At 74.7% G+C, this 17,044-nt stretch carries 17 protein-coding genes; 11 read left to right on the top strand and 6 right to left on the bottom strand.

What is annotated here, in order from left to right; genetic code table 11:
- Nucleotides 1-43: 43 nt before the first annotated feature.
- Both WCD74_RS13640 and WCD74_RS13635 read right to left on the bottom strand, forming a co-directional pair.
- Nucleotides 44-760 carry a zf-HC2 domain-containing protein gene (locus WCD74_RS13640; RefSeq protein ID WP_337695376.1) on the bottom strand — a complete coding sequence of 239 codons (717 nt, stop codon included), beginning with the start codon at nt 758-760 and terminating at the stop codon, nt 44-46.
- Nucleotides 757-1,365 carry a sigma-70 family RNA polymerase sigma factor gene (locus WCD74_RS13635; protein ID WP_337695374.1) on the bottom strand — a complete coding sequence of 203 codons (609 nt, stop codon included), beginning with the start codon at nt 1,363-1,365 and terminating at the stop codon, nt 757-759. The genes WCD74_RS13640 and WCD74_RS13635 overlap by 4 nt, the downstream gene beginning before the upstream one ends.
- 175 nt (nt 1,366-1,540) lie before the next feature.
- Here WCD74_RS13635 and WCD74_RS13630 point away from each other — a divergent pair, with 175 nt between their 5' ends.
- Both WCD74_RS13630 and WCD74_RS13625 read left to right on the top strand, forming a co-directional pair.
- On the top strand, nt 1,541-2,233 hold the full coding sequence (locus WCD74_RS13630) for a CHRD domain-containing protein (RefSeq protein ID WP_337695373.1): 693 nt from the start codon (nt 1,541-1,543) through the stop codon (nt 2,231-2,233).
- Nucleotides 2,234-2,235: 2 nt separating this feature from the next.
- Nucleotides 2,236-2,823, top strand: a complete 588-nt coding sequence (locus WCD74_RS13625) for a sortase domain-containing protein (RefSeq protein ID WP_337695372.1) — start codon at nt 2,236-2,238, stop codon at nt 2,821-2,823.
- A gap of 58 nt (nt 2,824-2,881) precedes the next feature.
- Here the strand turns inward: WCD74_RS13625 and WCD74_RS13620 are convergent, their stop codons facing one another.
- Entirely contained in the window at nt 2,882-6,649 is a 3,768-nt protein-coding gene (locus WCD74_RS13620; protein WP_337695371.1) for an ABC transporter ATP-binding protein, read from the bottom strand.
- Between the two features lie 227 nt (nt 6,650-6,876).
- On the opposite strand from WCD74_RS13620, the gene WCD74_RS13615 reads away from it, so the two are divergent.
- Complete coding sequence (locus tag WCD74_RS13615) at nt 6,877-7,464, top strand: cysteine dioxygenase (RefSeq protein WP_337695370.1); 588 nt, start codon at nt 6,877-6,879, stop codon at nt 7,462-7,464.
- The gene (locus WCD74_RS13610; protein WP_337695369.1) at nt 7,461-7,871 is read left to right on the top strand and encodes a rhodanese-like domain-containing protein; all 411 of its coding nucleotides are present in this window, start codon (nt 7,461-7,463) and stop codon (nt 7,869-7,871) included. Before WCD74_RS13615 ends, WCD74_RS13610 begins: the two co-directional genes overlap by 4 nt.
- 48 nt (nt 7,872-7,919) lie before the next feature.
- Here WCD74_RS13610 and WCD74_RS13605 read toward each other — a convergent pair whose 3' ends face one another.
- The 3 genes from WCD74_RS13605 to WCD74_RS13595 are packed head-to-tail and all read right to left on the bottom strand — an operon-like array spanning nt 7,920 to nt 10,812.
- On the bottom strand, nt 7,920-8,225 hold the full coding sequence (locus tag WCD74_RS13605; RefSeq protein ID WP_337695368.1) for a type II toxin-antitoxin system PemK/MazF family toxin: 306 nt from the start codon (nt 8,223-8,225) through the stop codon (nt 7,920-7,922).
- Nucleotides 8,226-8,239: 14 nt separating this feature from the next.
- Nucleotides 8,240-8,434: a hypothetical protein gene (locus WCD74_RS13600; protein WP_337695367.1), complete on the bottom strand. Its 195-nt coding sequence runs from the start codon at nt 8,432-8,434 to the stop codon at nt 8,240-8,242.
- A gap of 41 nt (nt 8,435-8,475) precedes the next feature.
- Nucleotides 8,476-10,812: a thiamine pyrophosphate-binding protein gene (locus WCD74_RS13595; RefSeq protein WP_337695366.1), complete on the bottom strand. Its 2,337-nt coding sequence runs from the start codon at nt 10,810-10,812 to the stop codon at nt 8,476-8,478.
- Between the two features lie 212 nt (nt 10,813-11,024).
- On the opposite strand from WCD74_RS13595, the gene WCD74_RS13590 reads away from it, so the two are divergent.
- From WCD74_RS13590 to WCD74_RS13560, 7 genes are all read left to right on the top strand, one after another.
- Nucleotides 11,025-11,477, top strand: coding sequence for an Lrp/AsnC family transcriptional regulator (locus WCD74_RS13590; protein WP_337695365.1), 453 nt, complete (start codon nt 11,025-11,027; stop codon nt 11,475-11,477).
- Entirely contained in the window at nt 11,477-13,117 is a 1,641-nt protein-coding gene (locus WCD74_RS13585) for an acyl--CoA ligase family protein (protein ID WP_373696083.1), read from the top strand. Before WCD74_RS13590 ends, WCD74_RS13585 begins: the two co-directional genes overlap by 1 nt.
- Before the next feature lie 32 nt (nt 13,118-13,149).
- Entirely contained in the window at nt 13,150-13,665 is a 516-nt protein-coding gene (locus WCD74_RS13580; protein ID WP_337695363.1) for a hypothetical protein, read from the top strand.
- Between the two features lie 85 nt (nt 13,666-13,750).
- A complete protein-coding gene (locus tag WCD74_RS13575) occupies nt 13,751-14,296 on the top strand; it encodes a hypothetical protein (protein ID WP_337695362.1) in 546 nt (181 codons plus the stop codon).
- Nucleotides 14,297-14,346: 50 nt separating this feature from the next.
- Nucleotides 14,347-14,865 (top strand): hypothetical protein, encoded by a 519-nt coding sequence (locus WCD74_RS13570; RefSeq protein WP_337695361.1) that lies wholly within the window; start codon nt 14,347-14,349, stop codon nt 14,863-14,865.
- Nucleotides 14,866-14,927: 62 nt separating this feature from the next.
- Entirely contained in the window at nt 14,928-16,280 is a 1,353-nt protein-coding gene (locus WCD74_RS13565) for an MFS transporter (protein ID WP_337695360.1), read from the top strand.
- Between the two features lie 85 nt (nt 16,281-16,365).
- Nucleotides 16,366-17,001: a nucleoside/nucleotide kinase family protein gene (locus WCD74_RS13560; RefSeq protein WP_337695359.1), complete on the top strand. Its 636-nt coding sequence runs from the start codon at nt 16,366-16,368 to the stop codon at nt 16,999-17,001.
- The last annotated feature ends 43 nt before the right edge of the window (nt 17,002-17,044 follow it).

Raw genomic sequence — 17,044 nt, 5'->3', positions numbered from 1 at the left:
CGTGTCGCGCACTGCACCGGTACATCGGCCCCTCCGCGGCCCCTCAGGCGAAGCGGCTGCGCAGCACCTCGTCGCCCTGTCCCGTCGTCACGACGAACCCGGTGGCCTCGGCGGGGAGGACCGGCGAGTTGAGCCGGCAGACCATCTCGGCCGTACCGGTGCCGACGAAGGCCCCGGCGCCGACCGGGCGACCGGCCCGGTCGATGACGGCGACGAGGTAGGTCCGGCCGGCGTCGAACCCGCGGGCGGTCAGCACCACCTCGACGCCCCAGGTGTGGGCGATCGTCCCGGCGTCGGCCTCCACGCCCGGGGCGAGGGCCTGGACGGCGACCGGCTCGACCGGGCCCTGCGCGCTGCGGGCACCGAGCCCGAAGCCGGCCGCCGCACCCGCCAGGGCGATCACCAGGCCCGCGGCGGCGAGCAGCAGGCCGGTCCGGCGGGCCGGTCGCGGCCGGGCGAGCGGGCGCACCGGCGCGGGTCCGGGCCCGGCGGCGTCCTCGGCCCCGATGCGGCGCAGGACGTCGTCGAAGCCGCCCGGGCCGGGACCGGCGTCCCCGGGGCGGGCCGCCGCGGGCAGGTCGGGGTCGACCAGGCCCAGCGGCCCGGCGAGGGGCGCGACGGCGGCGAGCTCCGCGCGGCAGTCGGCGCAGCCGGCCAGGTGGGTCTCGACGGCGTCGCGCTCCGCGGCGTCCAGACCGTCGAGGGCGTAGGCGCCGAGCCGGTCGCGCAGGGCCTCGTGCTCGTCGGGCGGGAGGGTCACAGCGGCACTCCGGTGTCGTCCAGGATCGAGCGCAGGTTCCGCAGACCGTGGAACACGCGACTGCGCAGTGTCCCGACCGGCACGTCCAGCTCGGCGGCCACCTCCGCGTAGGGACGGCCGCGCAGCGAGGTCTCCACGATGGCGACCCGCTGGTCCGCCCCGATCATCCCCAGCGCCTCCTCGAGGAACCAGGCGGTGACGAGGTCGTCGCTGAACGAGCGGCCCCGGTCCCGGGCGGCCCGTTCGGCCACCTCGCCGAGCACGCCCGGATCGGTGGGCCGGCCGGGACGGGCCCGGTCGTGGCGGACCTGGTCGACCACCAGGTTGCGGGCGATCGTGAAGAGCCAGACGCGCAGGCCGGCCACCCTCGCGTCGTAGCGCTCGGCGTGCCGCCAGGCGCGGACGAACACCTCCTGGACGACGTCCGCGGCCGCCGTCGCGTCCCGCAGGTGCCGGGTGACGAAGCGGTGCAGCTCGCCCGCGTGCGCCCGGTAGGCGGCCTCGAGGTCGGCCGGCCGCCGCAGGTCGGGCGCGACGGCGACAGGGTCGGCCCCGTCGGCCCCGTCGGCCCCGTCGGCCTCGTCCACCCGGACCTCCCGCTGCACGAGCGCCATGGTGCCGGGCCGCGGGTGTGGCGGGGCGGAAGAGCGCACGGGATGGATACGGACGCCGGCCGTCCGGCGTTGCGGTCGCCCCGGAATTCCTGCCCGGACCGGTCAACGCCGGTGACCCGCGCTCCGTAGGGAGGGGAGCAAACGGACGAACCACCCAGGAGGACCCGTGCGTCGTACCCCCGTCAGGCTCGCCGCCCTGTCCGCCGTCACCGTCGGCGCGCTCGCGCTCTCCGGTGGGACGGCGCTCGCCCAGGACGGCCAGGTCGACGAGCCGTCGAGCTTCACCAGCATGTTCACCGTGATGGCGACCCCCGACATGGTGATCGGGCAGAACAACCAGCCGGCCCCGGGCGAGCCGGGCGCGACCGGCACCTTCGACTACCGGATCAACTCCGACGAGGAGGTCATCTGCTACGACCTCCGCCTCGAGGGCGTCACCGGCGAGTACCAGAGCCCGGCCCGCACGGCGACGCACATCCACGAGGCCGCGTCCGGGGTCTCCGGTCCGCCGCGGATCGCCTTCCCGAACCCGGAGGGCGACGGCGAGGTCCGCACCAGCTCGGGCTGCCTGAAGGGCCCGTTCACCACCGGCGTGATGGCGAACGGCCAGGACAGCGGCACGGGCTTCTCGCTGAAGCAGATCGAGGCGAACCCGTCCGCGTTCTTCGGTGACACCCACACCGCCGGCTACACCGCGGGCACCGTCCGCGGCCAGCTGACGCCCGTGCCGATGGGCGGGGTCGAGACCGGCGCCGGCGGCGCCGACGCCGGTGACGCCGCCCCGATCGCGCTCGGGGCCGCGGCCGTCCTCGCGACGGGGGCGGCCGGCGCGGTCGCCTACCGGCGGTCGCGGGCCTGAGCGTGCCGTCCCGACGGCGGGTCCCGGTGGTCGTCGCGGTCCTCGCGGCCGTGGGTGCGGTGCTGCTCGTCGTGGGCTGCGCCGCACCGTCCCCGACGGCGGGGGCGCCCGCCGGCCCGCCACCCGCCGTCGTGACGGGGGCGGGCCAGACCGATCCGACGGCACCGGTGTCGGTGCGGGTGCCGGCGATCGACGTGGCCCGCGACGACGTGCAGCGTCTCGGGCTCACGGCGGACGGCACGGCGGAGGTGCCGGCGGACTACGACCGGGTCGGCTGGTTCGCCGGGGGAGCCGGGCGCGGGCCGACGGTCCTGCTCGGGCACGTCGACTCCCGCACCGGGCCCGCGGTGTTCTACCGCCTGCGGGACCTGCGGCCCGGGGACGTCGTCGAGGTGGGCCGCGCGGACGGCACGACCGCGCGGTACGCCGTGACGCGGACCGAGCAGGTGGCCAAGGACCGCTTCCCGACGTTCGCGGTGTTCGGCGCGGTCCGCGGGGACGTGCTGCGGCTGGTCACGTGCGCGGGCGAGTTCGACCGCGGGGCGCGCAGCTACACCGACAACCTGGTGGTGCACACGATCCGCACCTGAACCGTCACCGGGGGTGCGTGCGGAGGCCTGGTGGCGGGGCCGTGACGTCGAGGGGGCGTCATGGCCCCGCCGCACTCCCCACCTGCATCTCCTCCCGGTCGACGAGCTCCTCGGCGTCGTCGGCCGTGCTCGCCCCGGTCCGCCACAGCAGGGCGTACCGGCCGTCGCGGGCGAGGAGCTCGTCGTGGGTGCCCTCCTCGACGATCCGGCCGCCGTGCAGCACCACGATCCGGTCCGCCCGGGCCGCGGTGGCCAGGCGGTGCGCGACGACGAACGTGGTGCGCCGGGCCGCCACCCGGTCGCCCGCGGCGAGCACGGCCGACTCGGTGGCCGGGTCGAGCGCGGCGGTGGCCTCGTCGAGCAGCAGCAGCGCCGGGTCGACCAGCTCGGCCCGGGCGAGGGCGACCAGCTGGCGCTGACCCGCCGACAGCCCACCGCCGCGCTCCCCGACCGGCTGGCGGAAACCGGCCGGCAGCGAGGCGACCACGTCGAGCGCCCCGACCCGCCGGGCGGCCTCCTCGATCTGTGCCGGGGTGGCGTCCGGGCGGCCGTAGGCGATGTTGGAGGCGACGTCGCCGACGAACAGGTGGGCCTCCTGCGGCACCACACCGAGCCGGCGGCGCAGCCCGGCGAGGTCGTAGCGGCGGACGTCGATGCCGTCGACCAGCACCGCGCCGCGGCTCGCGTCGTAGAACCGTGCCACCAGCTTCACCACGGTCGACTTGCCCGCGCCCGTGGCCCCGACCAGCGCGACGGTGCGTCCCGCCGGGACGTGCAGCGACACCTCCGACAGGGCCGGGGAACCCTCGGATCCCGCGTAGGCGAACCCGACGTCGCGCAGTTCCACCTCGCCGCGCAGACCGTGGACCGGCACCGGGTCGGTCGGGGCGGGGACCGTGGTCGGTGTCCGCAGCAGCTCGGCAATGCGGGTGAGGCCGACCCGGGCCTGCTGGTAGCCGTCGAAGACCTGCGAGAGCTGCTGGACGGGCCCGAAGAACATGGCCAGGTAGAGCAGGAACGCGACCAGCACGCCCGAGGACAGGTCGCCCGTGGCGACCCGTGCCGCCCCGACCCCGAGCACCGCGGCCTGGGCGACGTCGGAGAGCAGGTTCGCGCCGGGGAAGTAGGTGGCGATCAGCCGCTGCGCCCGCAGCCGGGCGCGCCGGTAGGCGTCCGAGTGGTCGGCGAAGTCCGCGGCCGAGCGCTGCTCGTGGGTGTGCGCCTGCGCCACCCGCAGCCCGGCGACGTTCTCCTGCAGGTCGGCGTTCACGACGCTGATCCGCTCGCGGGCGTCGGCGTAGGCCACCGAGGACAGCCGCCGGAAGATCACGGTCGCGACGATCAGGACCGGCATCACGGACAGCGAGACCAGGCCGAGCTCGACGTCGGTGACCAGCAGCGCGGTCGCCACCCCGAGCACGGTGAGCAGCGCGACGACGGCCTGGGCCAGGCCGGTCTGCAGGAACGACGACAGGGCGTCGACGTCCGTCGTCATCCGGGTCATGATCCGGCCGCCGAGCTCGCGCTCGTAGAAGTCCAGGCCGAGCCGCTGGAGGTGGGCGAAGCTGCGCACGCGCAGCAGGTAGAGCCGGCTCTCGCCGACCCGCGCGGTGAGCACCGTCTGGAACCAGACCACCACCCAGTCGACGAGCACGACGACCAGGCCGATGCCGACCGCCACACCCAGCACGGCCGGCGAGTTGCCGTTGATGCCGCCGTCCACCGCGAGCCGGGCGAGCGACGGGAACGCGATGGTGGCGAGGGCGTCCAGGGCCACCAGGGCGATCACGCCGGCCAGCGCCCACCGGACGGGGTGCAGCAGCCGGCCGAGCCGGAAGCCCGGGTCGGGGGTGGTCGGGTCCTCGCCGTGCAGGTCCGGCCGTTCGTCCGCGGGCGGGAGGGTGGCCAGCGCGGCCCGCATCTCCCGCGAGGAGACCGACCCGTCGAGCCCGGCCGAGACGTCGGGCGCCCCGCGATCGGTGGGCGGCGCGTCGGCGGCGTCGTCCGGGTCGGGGGAGGCCGGCCACAGCTCGTCGGTGACCCCGGACGGCCCGGGCCCGACGCCGTCGCGCACCGGCTCGTCGATCCGCTCGCCCGGCCCCGCGAGCAGCGCGGTGAACAGGTCGCACCGCGCCGCGAGCTCCGTGGCGGTGCCCACGTCGACCACCCGGCCCTCGTCCAGCACCGCGATCCGGTCGGCCAGGGCGAGGGTGGAGCGCCGGTGCGCGATGACGAGCGTGGTGCGCTCGGCGGTGACCGCGCGCAGCGTCTCGCCGATCGCGGCCTCGGTGGTGGCGTCGACGGCGCTGGTCGCGTCGTCGAGGACGAGCAGCCGCGGGTCGTAGAGCAGCGCCCGCGCGAGCGCGACGCGCTGGCGCTGCCCGCCGGACAGGGTCAGCCCGCGCTCGCCGACCCGGGTGTCGTAGCCCTCGGGCAGGGCGGACACGAACTCGTCGGCCTGGGCGGCGCGGGCGGCCGCGCGGACCTGCTCGTCGGTCGCGTCGGGGCAGCCGTAGGCGATGTTGGCGCGCACGGTGTCGGAGAAGAGGAAGGCCTCCTCGAAGACCACCCCGACCGTGCGGCGCAGCGAGGTGAGCGAGAGCTCCCGCACGTCACGGCCCGCGACCCGCACCGCCCCGTCCTGCACGTCGTAGAAGCGGGGGATGAGCAGGGCGATCGTGGACTTGCCCGACCCCGCCGTCCCGATCACCGCGAGCGTCTCGCCGGGCCGCACCGTCAGCGAGAGCCCGTCGAGGACCGGCTCGCTGCGCGCGTAGCCGAAGCGGACGCCGTCGAGCTCGAGGGTGACCGGCCCGTCGGGGACCGGCGGGGTGCCCGGGGGGTCGACGATGTCGGGCTGGGAGTCGATGAGCTCGTAGACCCGCTCCACCCCGGCGCGCGCCAGCTGCCCCGTCACCACGACGGCGGCGACCATGCGGGCCGGGCCGATCAGGGCCGCGATGTAGGTGGTGAAGGCCAGGAACACCCCGATGGTGATCTGCCCGCCCAGCGCGAGCCCGCCGCCCAGCGCGAACACCACGAGCTGGCCGACCGTGGGCAGCGCGGACAGCGTGGGCGTGAGCCGCGCGGTGAGGCGGGCCGCCCGCAGCCGCTCGCCGTAGAGCCGGGAGGCCAGGCCGGCGAGCTTGCCGGTCTCGCGCTCCTCCTGGCCGAAGCCCTTGACCACGCGGACCCCGGTGACGGCCTCCTCCACCGACTGCGCCACCTCGGCCGCCCGCTGCTGCGCCGCCCAGGTCGCCGGGAAGAGCCGCCGGCGCATCACGGTGGTGAAGGCCAGCGCCACCGGCAGCGTGATCAGGGCGACGACGGTGAGCAGCGGCGACAGGAACGCCATGATCGTCACCGAGACGACGACCTGGGCGAGCGTGCCCACCGAGTACGGCACCATCCCGAGCAGGCCCTGGACCTGCTGCAGGTCCGAGTTCGCCCGCGAGACGACCTGCCCGGTGCGCAGCGCGTCCTGCCGCGGGCCGTCGAGCCGCGAGATCGAGCCGAACACCCGGCGGCGCAGGTCGTGCTGCACCGACAGCGAGAGCCGCCCGCCGAGGTAGCGCCGCAGGAACGCCATCGCGAACTTCACCAGCGCGAGCCCGACGACCGCGGCCACGATCAGGCCGAGCCCGTCGGTGGACCCGCGCACCGCGCGGTCGACCGCGACCGCCGTCAGCAGCGGCCCGACCGACTCCAGGCTCACGCCCAGCACCGAGGCGCCGACCGACGAGGCGGTCAGGGCGCGGTGGCGCCAGCAGTCGCGGGCGAGCCGGCGGACCCAGCCCTGGGGCCGGTCGGGGGGAGCATCGGGCACGGAGTCCAGGCTAGGTCGGGGGTCCGACACCCTGCCCGACGGAGGAACTGGTATGAATCTCACGTGCTGCTCCGCGTCCGCATCGACCCGTTCTGGGTGAGCCGTCGCGGGCACCTGTTCGACCAGCACTGTCGCTAACGATTCCTTCCGTTCCCTGCGCGGCGCCGAGCCCCGGGGAGCGTCGTCCGCGGCCGGCACCCGGCCGCGCGTCACCGCGAGGCATCGTCATGACCGCAGTCCTGTCCCCCTCCTTCCTGCCCCGTTCGCTGCACGGCGACCGCCGCCGCTGGCACGACGGCCCCACCCCGGTGAGCCTCGCCGACCTCACCGCCCTGACGCGCCAGGTGGCCGCCGAGGTCGTCGCCGGCCTGCACCCCGTCGAGGTCGACGAGTCGCACCGCTGGTCGCGGCGCCTGCACGCCGACCCGCACCTCGATGTCTGGCTGATCAGCTGGGCTACCGAGCAGGCCGCCGAGCTGCACGACCACGGCGGCTCGATCGGCGCCCTCACCGTCGTGCGCGGCGAGCTGACCGAGTGGCGCTGGACCGCCGGGCAGGACGACGACCACCTCGCGAGCCCCGAGGAGCTCGCCGCCCGCGGGCCCGGCCTGCGGCGACGGACCCTGACGGCGGGGTCCGGCGCGGCCTTCCCGCTGGGCCACGTCCACGACGTGTCCAACCGCCGCACCGAGGCCGCCGTGAGCGTGCACGCCTACTCGCCGCCGCTCTCGGCGATGTCCTACTACGGGGTCGAGCGCGGCACGCTGACCCGGACGCGCTCCGAGCTCGTCGAGCCGGGAGCATCGCCGGAGTGACGACGATCGCAGACCTGCTCGCCGCGGCGCGCGCCCGGCTGACCCGCCTCGAGCCGGCCGAGGCGGTCCGGGCCCTGGACGACGGCGGGCGGCTGGTCGACATCCGGCCCGGCTGGCAGCGCGAGCGCGAGGGCGAGGTCCCCGGCGCCGTCGTGATCGAGCGCAACCACCTCGAGTGGCGGCTCGACCCGACGTCGGAGGCCCGTATCCCCGAGGCGACCGACCACGACGTCGCCTGGGTGGTGCTGTGCTCCGAGGGCTACACGTCCTCGCTCGCCGCGGCCGCGCTGCAGGACCTGGGCATCCACCGCGCCACGGACGTCGTCGGGGGCTTCGCCGCCTGGCGGGCGGCGGGCCTCCCCACGGAGCCGGGTTCGGGGGAACCCCCGGAGTACGCCCGTTCCTGACGCCAGGTCGGAGCTCGGTTCACTCGTGCTGGTTGCTCGAATTCCCGTTCACAGGTCCTGGGCGGCCCGGAGAGCGATCCCGACCTCCTGGAGCTCGTCGTCCGCCGCATGCCCGACGACCTCGCCGAGGCGGGAACGGAGGACGGCCTCGAGGCTGAGGGCCGAGACCCAGCCGTGGTCGCCGATGCGAACGGAGAACAGGCCGCCGCGGTCGGAAGGGGTGACCGGCAGGCCGAGGACGACGGCGAGGTCGGCGTCGTTCACGGCGTCGGAGCTGACGATGAGACGGAGTCGGGAGACGCCTGGTCGGGTCGCGAGAACCGGCTCGTAGGCGATCAGATCTCCGCGGCGCACGACACGGGAGTGTGTCAGTCCGCGAGTCGTGCGGCCTCGACTTCCGCGAGTTCCGCCTCGAGGACACCGGGATTGTCGCGGTGCCACGCCGCGTGCTCCCGCGCCGAGTGCTCGGCCGCGAGCCGGAGGACCCACCGCTCGACCGGGACGCCGGCGCGCGCGGCCTGCTCACGCACGACGGCCTCGGCCCGCCCCAGGTCGATGCTCACGGGCATCACTGTGCCACAGCGGCCGTCGGCCGAGGTGCTCCTCACAGGCGCACAGCGCATCTCACGATCGCGTCCGCGTCGATGTCGTGCAGCGCGTGCGCCGAGGCCAGGTCCGAGGAGCGGCCGAAGTCGGTCACGCCCAGGTGCTCGGCGCGCACCCCGTGCACGCCCGCCAGGAACGCCAGGGTGTGCGGGTGCCCGTCGAGCACCGTGACCAGGGGCGCCGCACGGTCGACCGGGAAGCAGGCGTCGAGGATCCACGACGGGTCGCCGGTGTCGGAGCGCCGCGCGCGCACGGCGCGGAACAGCCGGTCGGCGCTCGTCACGACGACGACGTCGGCCGGCACGCCGAGAGCGCCCAACCGGTCCGCCGCCGCCAGCGCGTTCGGCACCGTCGCGCCCATGGCCGCGATCGTCACGCGGGGCGCCTCCGACGAGCGCCGCAGCACGTACCCACCGGCGACGACCTGGCGCCGCCGCTCCTCGCGGGCGGCCGGATCGTCCGGGACCGCGGCCAGCGACTGGTCCACCGGCGCGGTGGACAGCCGCAGGTACGAGGACGACCCGTCGGGGCGGCCGAGCCGGCCCAGCCCGTCGAGCAGGCACCACGTCACCTCGATCGCGAACGCCGGCTCGAAGGCGACGCAGCCCGGCTGCTCCAGCCCGATCGACGGCGTGGTGATCGACTGGTGCGCGCCGCCCTCCGGGGCCAGCGACACCCCCGACGGCGTCCCCACCAGGATCGACTGCCCGCCCGCGTACATCCCGAACGCCCACGGCTCGAGCGCGCGGGCGACGAACGGGTCGTAGAGCACGCCGATGGGCAGCAGGGGCTCACCCCACCGCGACCAGGTCGCGCCCAGCTCGCCGAGCAGCCCGACGAGGTTGGTCTCCGCGATGCCCAGCTCGATGTGCTGGCCGGTCGGCCGCTCGCGCCAGTGCAGGATCGTCTCGGCGTCGTCGTCGAACCAGTCGCGGCGCTCCGAGACCGCCCACGAGCCGACCTTGTTCAGCCAGCCGCCGAGGTTCGTGGACGAGGCGACGTCGGGGGAGCAGGTCACGACGCGGCGCGCCGCCTCCGGCGCGGAGCGGGTCAGGTCGAGCAGGGCGCGGCCGAGGGCCTGCTGGGTGTTGCCCGTTCCCGACGGCGGGCGGCCCAGGTCGGTCGGGACGCTCACGGGGGCCGCCGCGGCGACGTCCGGCCGCTCGAGGCGTGCCGCCGCGTCCGCGCACAGGCGGGCCGCGGGGGAGTCGGCCGGCAGCGGGCGCCACGGCTCGTCCAGGTCGGCGCCCACCCAGGCGGCGAGCTCGCGCATCTGCGCCTCAGACAGCAGCGAGGAGTGGTTCTGCGGGTGGCCCTGCGTTGCGAGGCCGTAGCCCTTGACGGTGTAGGCGAAGACCACCGTGGGGCGGGTGTCGTCGATGCGGGCGTACGCGTCGAGCAGGGCGCCGAGGTCGTGGCCGCCGAGGTTGCGGATCGCGGCGTACACGGTGTCGTCGTCGATGGACGCGAGCAGCTCGGCCACCCGGGCCCCGTCGTCGGGAAGGCCCTGGGGGAGCCGGTCGCGCAGCTGCTCCGGGGTGCAGCGCAGCAGGCGCTGGTACTCCGGGTTGGTCATGGTGTCGATGCGCCGGCGCAGCGCGTCGCCGCCCTCGCGGGCGAACAGCTCGCCGAGCACCCGGCCGTACTTGACCGTGATCACCTGCCACCCCGCGGCCTCGAACAGGCCCTGCAGGCGGGTGGCCGAGATGTCCGGGACGACGCGGTCGAGGGACTGCCGGTTGAAGTCGACGATCCAGGTGACCTCGCCCATCTCGCGGACCATCGGGTCGAGCACGGCCTCCCAGACCGCGCCCTCGTCGAGCTCCGCGTCCCCGACCAGCGAGAACTGGCGGCCGGTGCCGGCCCGCGCACCGACCCCGTCGGCGTAGCGGCGGGCGATCGCCCCCCAGATCGGGGCGGTCGCGCCGATGCCGACCGACCCGGTGGAGTAGTCGACGGGGTCGGGGTCCTTGGACCGCGACGGGTAGGACTGCAGGCCGCCGGACTCGCGCAGTGTCGTGAGGTAGCGGGCGTCCAGGTCACCGAGCAGGTGGTTGATCGCGTGCAGCACCGGCGAGGCGTGCGGCTTGACCGACACCCGGTCCTCGGCGCGCAGGGCACCGAACCACAGCGCCGTCATGATCGAGACGATCGAGGCCGACGACGCCTGGTGGCCGCCCACCTTCAGCCCGCCCGGATTGGGGCGCACGCGGTTGGCGTGGTCGACGATCGCGGTGGCGAGCCACAGCACCCGCCGTTCGACCTCGACGAGGGCATCGAGGGTGGGCGTGGAGGCAGGAGTGCCGGTCGTCGGCTCGGTGACGCGGGCGGTCATCGGATGCTCCGGGAGGCGCGGGAGGTCAGGGATCACGCAGACGGTGGGGGCGCAGGGGTGACCTCGCCGCGACTCCGCGACGACGCCCCGCTCCGGTGGGAGGGGCGCGTCGAACGGAACCATGGAACCGACTCCGCGCACAGGGGACAAGCGCTACGACGACGACGCGCAAGACTCGACGCGAATCGGGCCGGACAGCGAGGATTCGTTGCGTGACCGCTCCACGAGCTGCCGACGTCGACGACACCGACCACCGCCTGCTGGCGCTGCTACGTGAGGACGGACGGCGCACGTTCTCGGACATGGGCCCACGCCTCGGGCTCTCGGTCGCGGCGGTGAAGCGGCGCGTGGACCGGCTGCGCGAGATCGGGGTGATCACCGGGTTCACGGTGCAGGTCGACCCGACCCGCCTCGGGTGGGGCGTCGAGGCGTTCACCGAGGTCCGCTACGCGGGCAGCACCCCGGTCGACGACATCGTCTCCACGGCGTCCACCGTCCCGGAGGTCCAGGCGGTCTACACGATCGCCGGCGACCCGGACGCCCTCGTCCAGGTCCGCGCCCGCGACCTGGCCGACCTGCAGCGGGTCATCGACCGGCTGCGCCGCGCGGGCACGATCACGGGGACGAAGACGCTCATGGTGCTGAGCCGGTGGGCGCGGGCATGATGCGGTCCGTGCCGCCCACCACGTGGATCACCGAGCTGACGCCGTTGTCGTTCCTGCAGCGCTCGGCGGGGGTGTACCCGGACAAGACGGCGATCGTCCACGGCGCGTCCCGCTGGACCTACGCGGAGTTCGCCCGCGACGCGCAGCGCCTGGCGCGGGGCCTGCGGGCCTCCGGCGTCGGACCGGGCGACCGGGTGGCGTGCCTGCTGCCGAACGTCCCGGCGATGCTGCACGCGCACTTCGGGGTGCCCCTCGCGGGCGCGGTGCTGGTCGCGGTGAACACGCGCCTGTCGGCCGAGGAGGTCCGCTACATCCTCGACCACTCCGGCGCGACGGTGCTGATCGTCGACTCGGCGCTGCTGGCGGCGGTCGAGCCGATCCGGGAGTCGCTGGAGACGGTCCGGGAGATCGTCGTGCACGTCGACCCGGAGGGCCCGGACGCCGGCTCGGCCGACGACGGCTACGCGGCGCTGCTGGCCCGCGGCGACGACGGTGACGACCTGCCGTGGGCGGTCGACGACGAGCGGTCGACCATCACGATCAACTACACCTCGGGCACCACCGGCAAGCCCAAGGGCGTGCAGTACCACCACCGCGGGGCGTACCTGAACTCCTTCGGCGAGATCGTGCACAGCTACCACGACCCGTCGAGCGTGTACCTGTGGACGCTGCCGATGTTCCACTGCAACGGCTGGTGCACGCCGTGGGCGCTGACCGCGATCGGAGGCACGCACGTGTGCCTGCGCGAGGTCCGCGGGGACGTCATCTGGGGCCTGATCGGCGAGCACCGCGTCACCCATCTCAACGGCGCCCCGACGGTCGTCACGACGATCATGAACGCGGCCGAGGCGCGCACGCTCGACTACGCCCTGGTGGTGACGACGGCGGGTGCCCCGCCGGCTCCGACCACGATCCTGGAGATGGAGCGCCTCGGGTTCCGGGTGGTGCACGTCTACGGGCTCACCGAGGTCTACGGGCCCTACACCGTGTGCCAGTGGCAGGACTCGTGGGCGTCGCTGGACGCCACGGAACGGGCGAAGCTGCAGGCCCGCCAGGGCGTGGCGATGGTGCAGGCGGATCCGGTGCGGGTGGTGGAGACCATGCCCGACGACGTGACCGACTGGGCCGCGGTGCAGCTCGTCGACGTCCCCGCCGACGGGGAGACGATGGGCGAGATCGTCATGCACGGCAACAACGTGATGAGCGGCTACTACCGCGACGACGAGGCGACCGCGAAGGCGTTCGCCGGCGGCTGGTACCACTCCGGCGACCTCGGGGTGATGCACCCCGACGGCTACGTCGAGCTCCGCGACCGGGCGAAGGACATCATCATCTCCGGCGGGGAGAACATCTCGACCGTCGAGGTGGAGCAGGCCGTGCTCTCGCACCCCGCGGTGCTCGAGGCCGCCGTCGTGGGCGTTCCGGACGAGCGCTGGGGCGAGCGGCCGAAGGCGTTCATCACCCTGCGGCAGGGGCAGACCGTGGAGCCCGAGGACGTCGTCGAGCACGTCAAGACGCAGATCGCCCGGTACAAGGCCCCCCGCGACGTCGAGGTCGTCGAGGAGCTGCCGAAGACGTCCACCGGCAAGATCCAGAAGTTCGAGCTGCGCGCGAAGGCGGCCGAGGTCACGAACCGGTAACGTCCCCGGCCACTGCGCCGATAGGACGAACGATGAGCCTCCCCACTGACCCGTTCGCTGCGCCCTCCACCGGGCCGCAGGCGGTGGTGCTGCGTCGTGCCGGCGAGGACGAGATCGCGGGCTGGGATCCCGACGCCCAGCAGGTCCGGCAGGTCGGGGGTCGACGGCCGGCCCTGGTCGCCGCCGGCGCGGCCGGGGTGCTGGCGGTGGGCGCGTCCGTCGTCGGGGTCGCGCTGACCTCCGGCGGCCCGGCCCCGGTGGCACCGTCGTCGCTGGCCCCGGCCGCGGGCGCGGCCGCCACGTTGACCCCACCCGCCGTCGGGAACCCGATCGTGCCGCCCGAGGTGACCCCGCCCGCCGTCACCACCCGGGAGCGGCCGGTCGCGGAGACGACGCGGTCCTCCGCGCCGCGCCGCACGCGCACCGCGCCACCGGAGGTCAGGGAGGCGCGCGAGGTCGCGGTGGTCGTCCAGAAGCGGATCCTCCGGCAGATCGAACGGGCCCGGGAGCGTGCCGACGCACACCGGCACGGCGGACGCCACCGCTGAGTGCACGCATGGGGCGACCCGCTGCGGGGAACGCTGGGTCGACCGTGCACCATGCACTCGAGCAGACCGGGGAGCGAGAACCACCGTGAGCGAGCAGTTCGCCGAGCAGGCCGAGGCGATCGTGGACAACGACACGAGCGCCCTGGACTCCGAGCCCGCCCTCGTCATGGACGAGGACCGGATGGGCGCCGACCCGCTCGAGGACGGGATGGACACCGCCGAGGACTACAGCCGGGACGTCAAGCTCGGCGGCACCCTCGAGGCGGAGGAGCAGGACACGATCGCCTACCGGCTCCCGCAGGAGGAGCCCGACGTCGTGGCCGAGGAGCCGCCGGGCCGGCCGATCGCGGCCACGCCCGCGATGGACCTGGACGAGTCCGTCGACGACCCGGAGAACGCGGTCGACGGGGTGGGCGACGTCGGGACGACGGGCGCGCCGGTCGCCGACCCGCTCGACCCCGACGGTGCCGTCGAGGCGCAGGTCGACGGCGAGGTCCAGGTGGCGGCCGGGGTCGACGAGGAGACCGGGATGCCGGCCGACGACGCCGCCGGCGAGGCCTCCGCCGTCGAGAACGAGTGGCCGACCGAGGGCGCCGAGCAGCAGGCGCTGCACGTGGACCAGGAGAGCTGAGACCGCTGGAGCTCCCCGCCGCCCTCCGCGACCGCCGCACCCTGACGGGGGTGGCGGCGGTCGTGCTGGTGCTGGTGGTGTTCGCCGCCGGGGCGCTGGTGGGCGGGTGGCGGCCGTTCTCCTCCGAGCCGGCCGTCTACACGTTCGGCCCGGGCGGCGACCTGCCCGCGTTCACGCTGTTCGACGGGCAGTGCGCCAGCGGCCGGATGGGCGCCGGCGCCAGCTACACGGACGCGAGCAACGCGCCGTGCGGCGACGCGCACGACATCGAGGTGGTCGGGACCGGGACGCCGCTGAACTCCAGCCGCGAGGTCTCCTACCCCGGCGAGGCCGCGCTCGCGGAGTACGGCCGGGCGTTCTGCGCCGTGGTGGTGGCCTCGGGACAGGTGGCGCCCTCGTCGAGCGGGGTCGACAAGTCCGCGCTCGAGGTGACCGCGGTGATCCCGGGCCAGGCGGTGTTCGACGAGCCGAACGGGACCGCGTCCGGGTCGTCCGGCGGCCGTCTGGTCTCCTGCGTGATCAGCCGGTCGGACGGCGAGCAGCTGACGGACCGCTTCTCGGTGATCTGATCGTTCCGCTCGGTGACGTGAGGCGTTGCCACGTGTGGGTGTGACGCGCACCATGCTCTGCCATGGCCGATGCTGCAGCAGCCCAGCTGAACGATCCTGCCTCCCGACGGCGTCTCAAACGGCGGGCCGTGGTCGCGAGCACCGTCGGGACCACCATCGAGTGGTACGACTTCTTCCTCTACAACACCGCGGCCGCCCTCGTCTTCGGCCCGCTGTTCTTCAACGACTCCGCGTCCGGCGGTGTCCTGCTCGCCTTCTCGACGCAGTTCGTCGGGTTCGCCGCCCGCCCCCTCGGCGCGGCGATCTTCGGCCACTACGGCGACCGGATCGGCCGCAAGTACTCCCTGGTCGCCACCCTGCTGATCATGGGTGGGGCGACCGTGATCATCGGCCTGCTGCCCACCTACGACTCGATCGGCGTCTGGGCCCCGATCCTGCTGACGATCCTGCGCATCCTGCAGGGCATCGGCGTCGGCGGTGAGTGGGGCGGCTCCGTGCTGATGGCGATGGAGTGGGGCCACCGGCGCCAGCGCGGGCTGATGGCGGCGTGGCCGCAGGCCGGCGTCCCGATCGGGCTCGCCCTCGGCACGTTCGTCGTCTGGTACTTCGCGGGCCCGGACTTCCTGGACGGCGGGTGGCGCTGGCCGTTCATCGCGTCGGTCGTGCTGATCGGGATCGGGCTGTTCGTGCGGCTGACGGTGCTCGAGTCGCCCGCGTTCGCGGCCGTCCGCTCGCAGGGCGCGGTGGCGAAGCTGCCGCTGGTCGACACGTTCCGCCACCAGTGGCGCGACGTGCTCAAGGCGCTGTTCGTGCGCACCGCCGAGCAGGCGCCGTTCTACCTGTTCACCTCGTTCGTGCTGGTCTACGGCACGCAGCAGCTGGACCTCGAGCGGTCCGACCTGCTGCTCTACCTGATCGTCGCGGCCCTGATCGGCATCGTCAGCGTGCCGTTCTTCGGGTGGCTCTCCGACGTCCTCGGGCGTCGCCTGGTCTACGGCGCCGGGGTGGTGCTGACCGGGCTGTACGCGTTCCCGTACTTCGCGCTGCTGGACACGCGGGCGGGCGGCCTGGTGATCCTCGGGATGGTCCTCGGCCTGGTCTTCCACGACATGATGTACGGCCCGCAGGCGGCGCTGATCTCGGAGTCGTTCGGCACCGGCGTGCGCTACACCGGGGCCGGCCTGGGCTACCAGCTGGCGTCGATCACGGCGGGCGGGCCGGCCCCGCTGATCGCGACGGCCGTCCTCGCGTCGACCGGGGGCACGTTCTGGATCTCGATCTACATCATCGGCTGTGCGGTGGTCTCGCTGATCGCCCTGGCGACCATGCACCCGCGGCCGCCGGACGAGTACGACCAGCACTCCGAGGACGGCTCGTCCGTCCCGGTGGTCGAGGGGGAGTCGGCGAGGACCTGAGGCGGCGCCCGGGCGTCAGCCATGGCCCGTTGCTGACGCCCGACGTCAGGATGGCGCCACTCGCACATCGGGCATGCTGGCGGCGATGACGATCGCCCCCCTCAGCCCGGACGCCCTGCTCGACCGGCTCACCGAGACGGTGCACGGACTGCGGCGTCCCGACGGCGGGTCGGTGCGGGTGCTGCTCGACGGGGCGGCGGCCGCCCGGCCCGACCGCTGGGCCGACGGGCTGGTGGACCGGCTGCAGCGGCTGTCGCGGCCGGTCCTGCGGGTGTCGGCGTGGGACTTCCTCAAGCCGGCGTCGGTACGCCTCGAGCGGGGGCGCACCGACCCGGACGCCTTCTACGACGACTGGCTCGACGCCGGCACCCTCGTCCGCGAGGTCCTGGCGCCGGCCGCCGTCGGGAAGCCGGTCCTGCCGACGTTCTGGGACGTGGCGACGGACCGGGCCACGCGGGCGGCCCGGGTCGACCTCCCGCCGGGCGGCGTGCTGCTCGTCGACGGCCCGCTGCTGCTCGGGCGCGGCCTGCCGGCGGAGCTCGAGGTGCACGTGGCGCTCTCGGCGGGGGCGCTGCGCCGGCAGACCCCGGACGACGAGGCGTGGACGCTGCCGGCCTACGCGCGCTACGTCGACGAGGTCGACCCCGAGTCGCTGGCGGAGATCGTCGTGCTGGCCGACCACCCGGACCGCCCGGCCCTCAAGGTGGCTGACGCCTCGTGAGTACTTGCGGCGGTCATAGCCACCGGAAGTACTCACGAGGCGG

This window comes from Actinomycetospora aurantiaca, from assembly GCF_037401875.1.
In the GTDB taxonomy this organism is placed as follows: domain Bacteria; phylum Actinomycetota; class Actinomycetes; order Mycobacteriales; family Pseudonocardiaceae; genus Actinomycetospora; species Actinomycetospora aurantiaca.
This window is presented reverse-complemented; position numbering and strand designations above follow the sequence as displayed.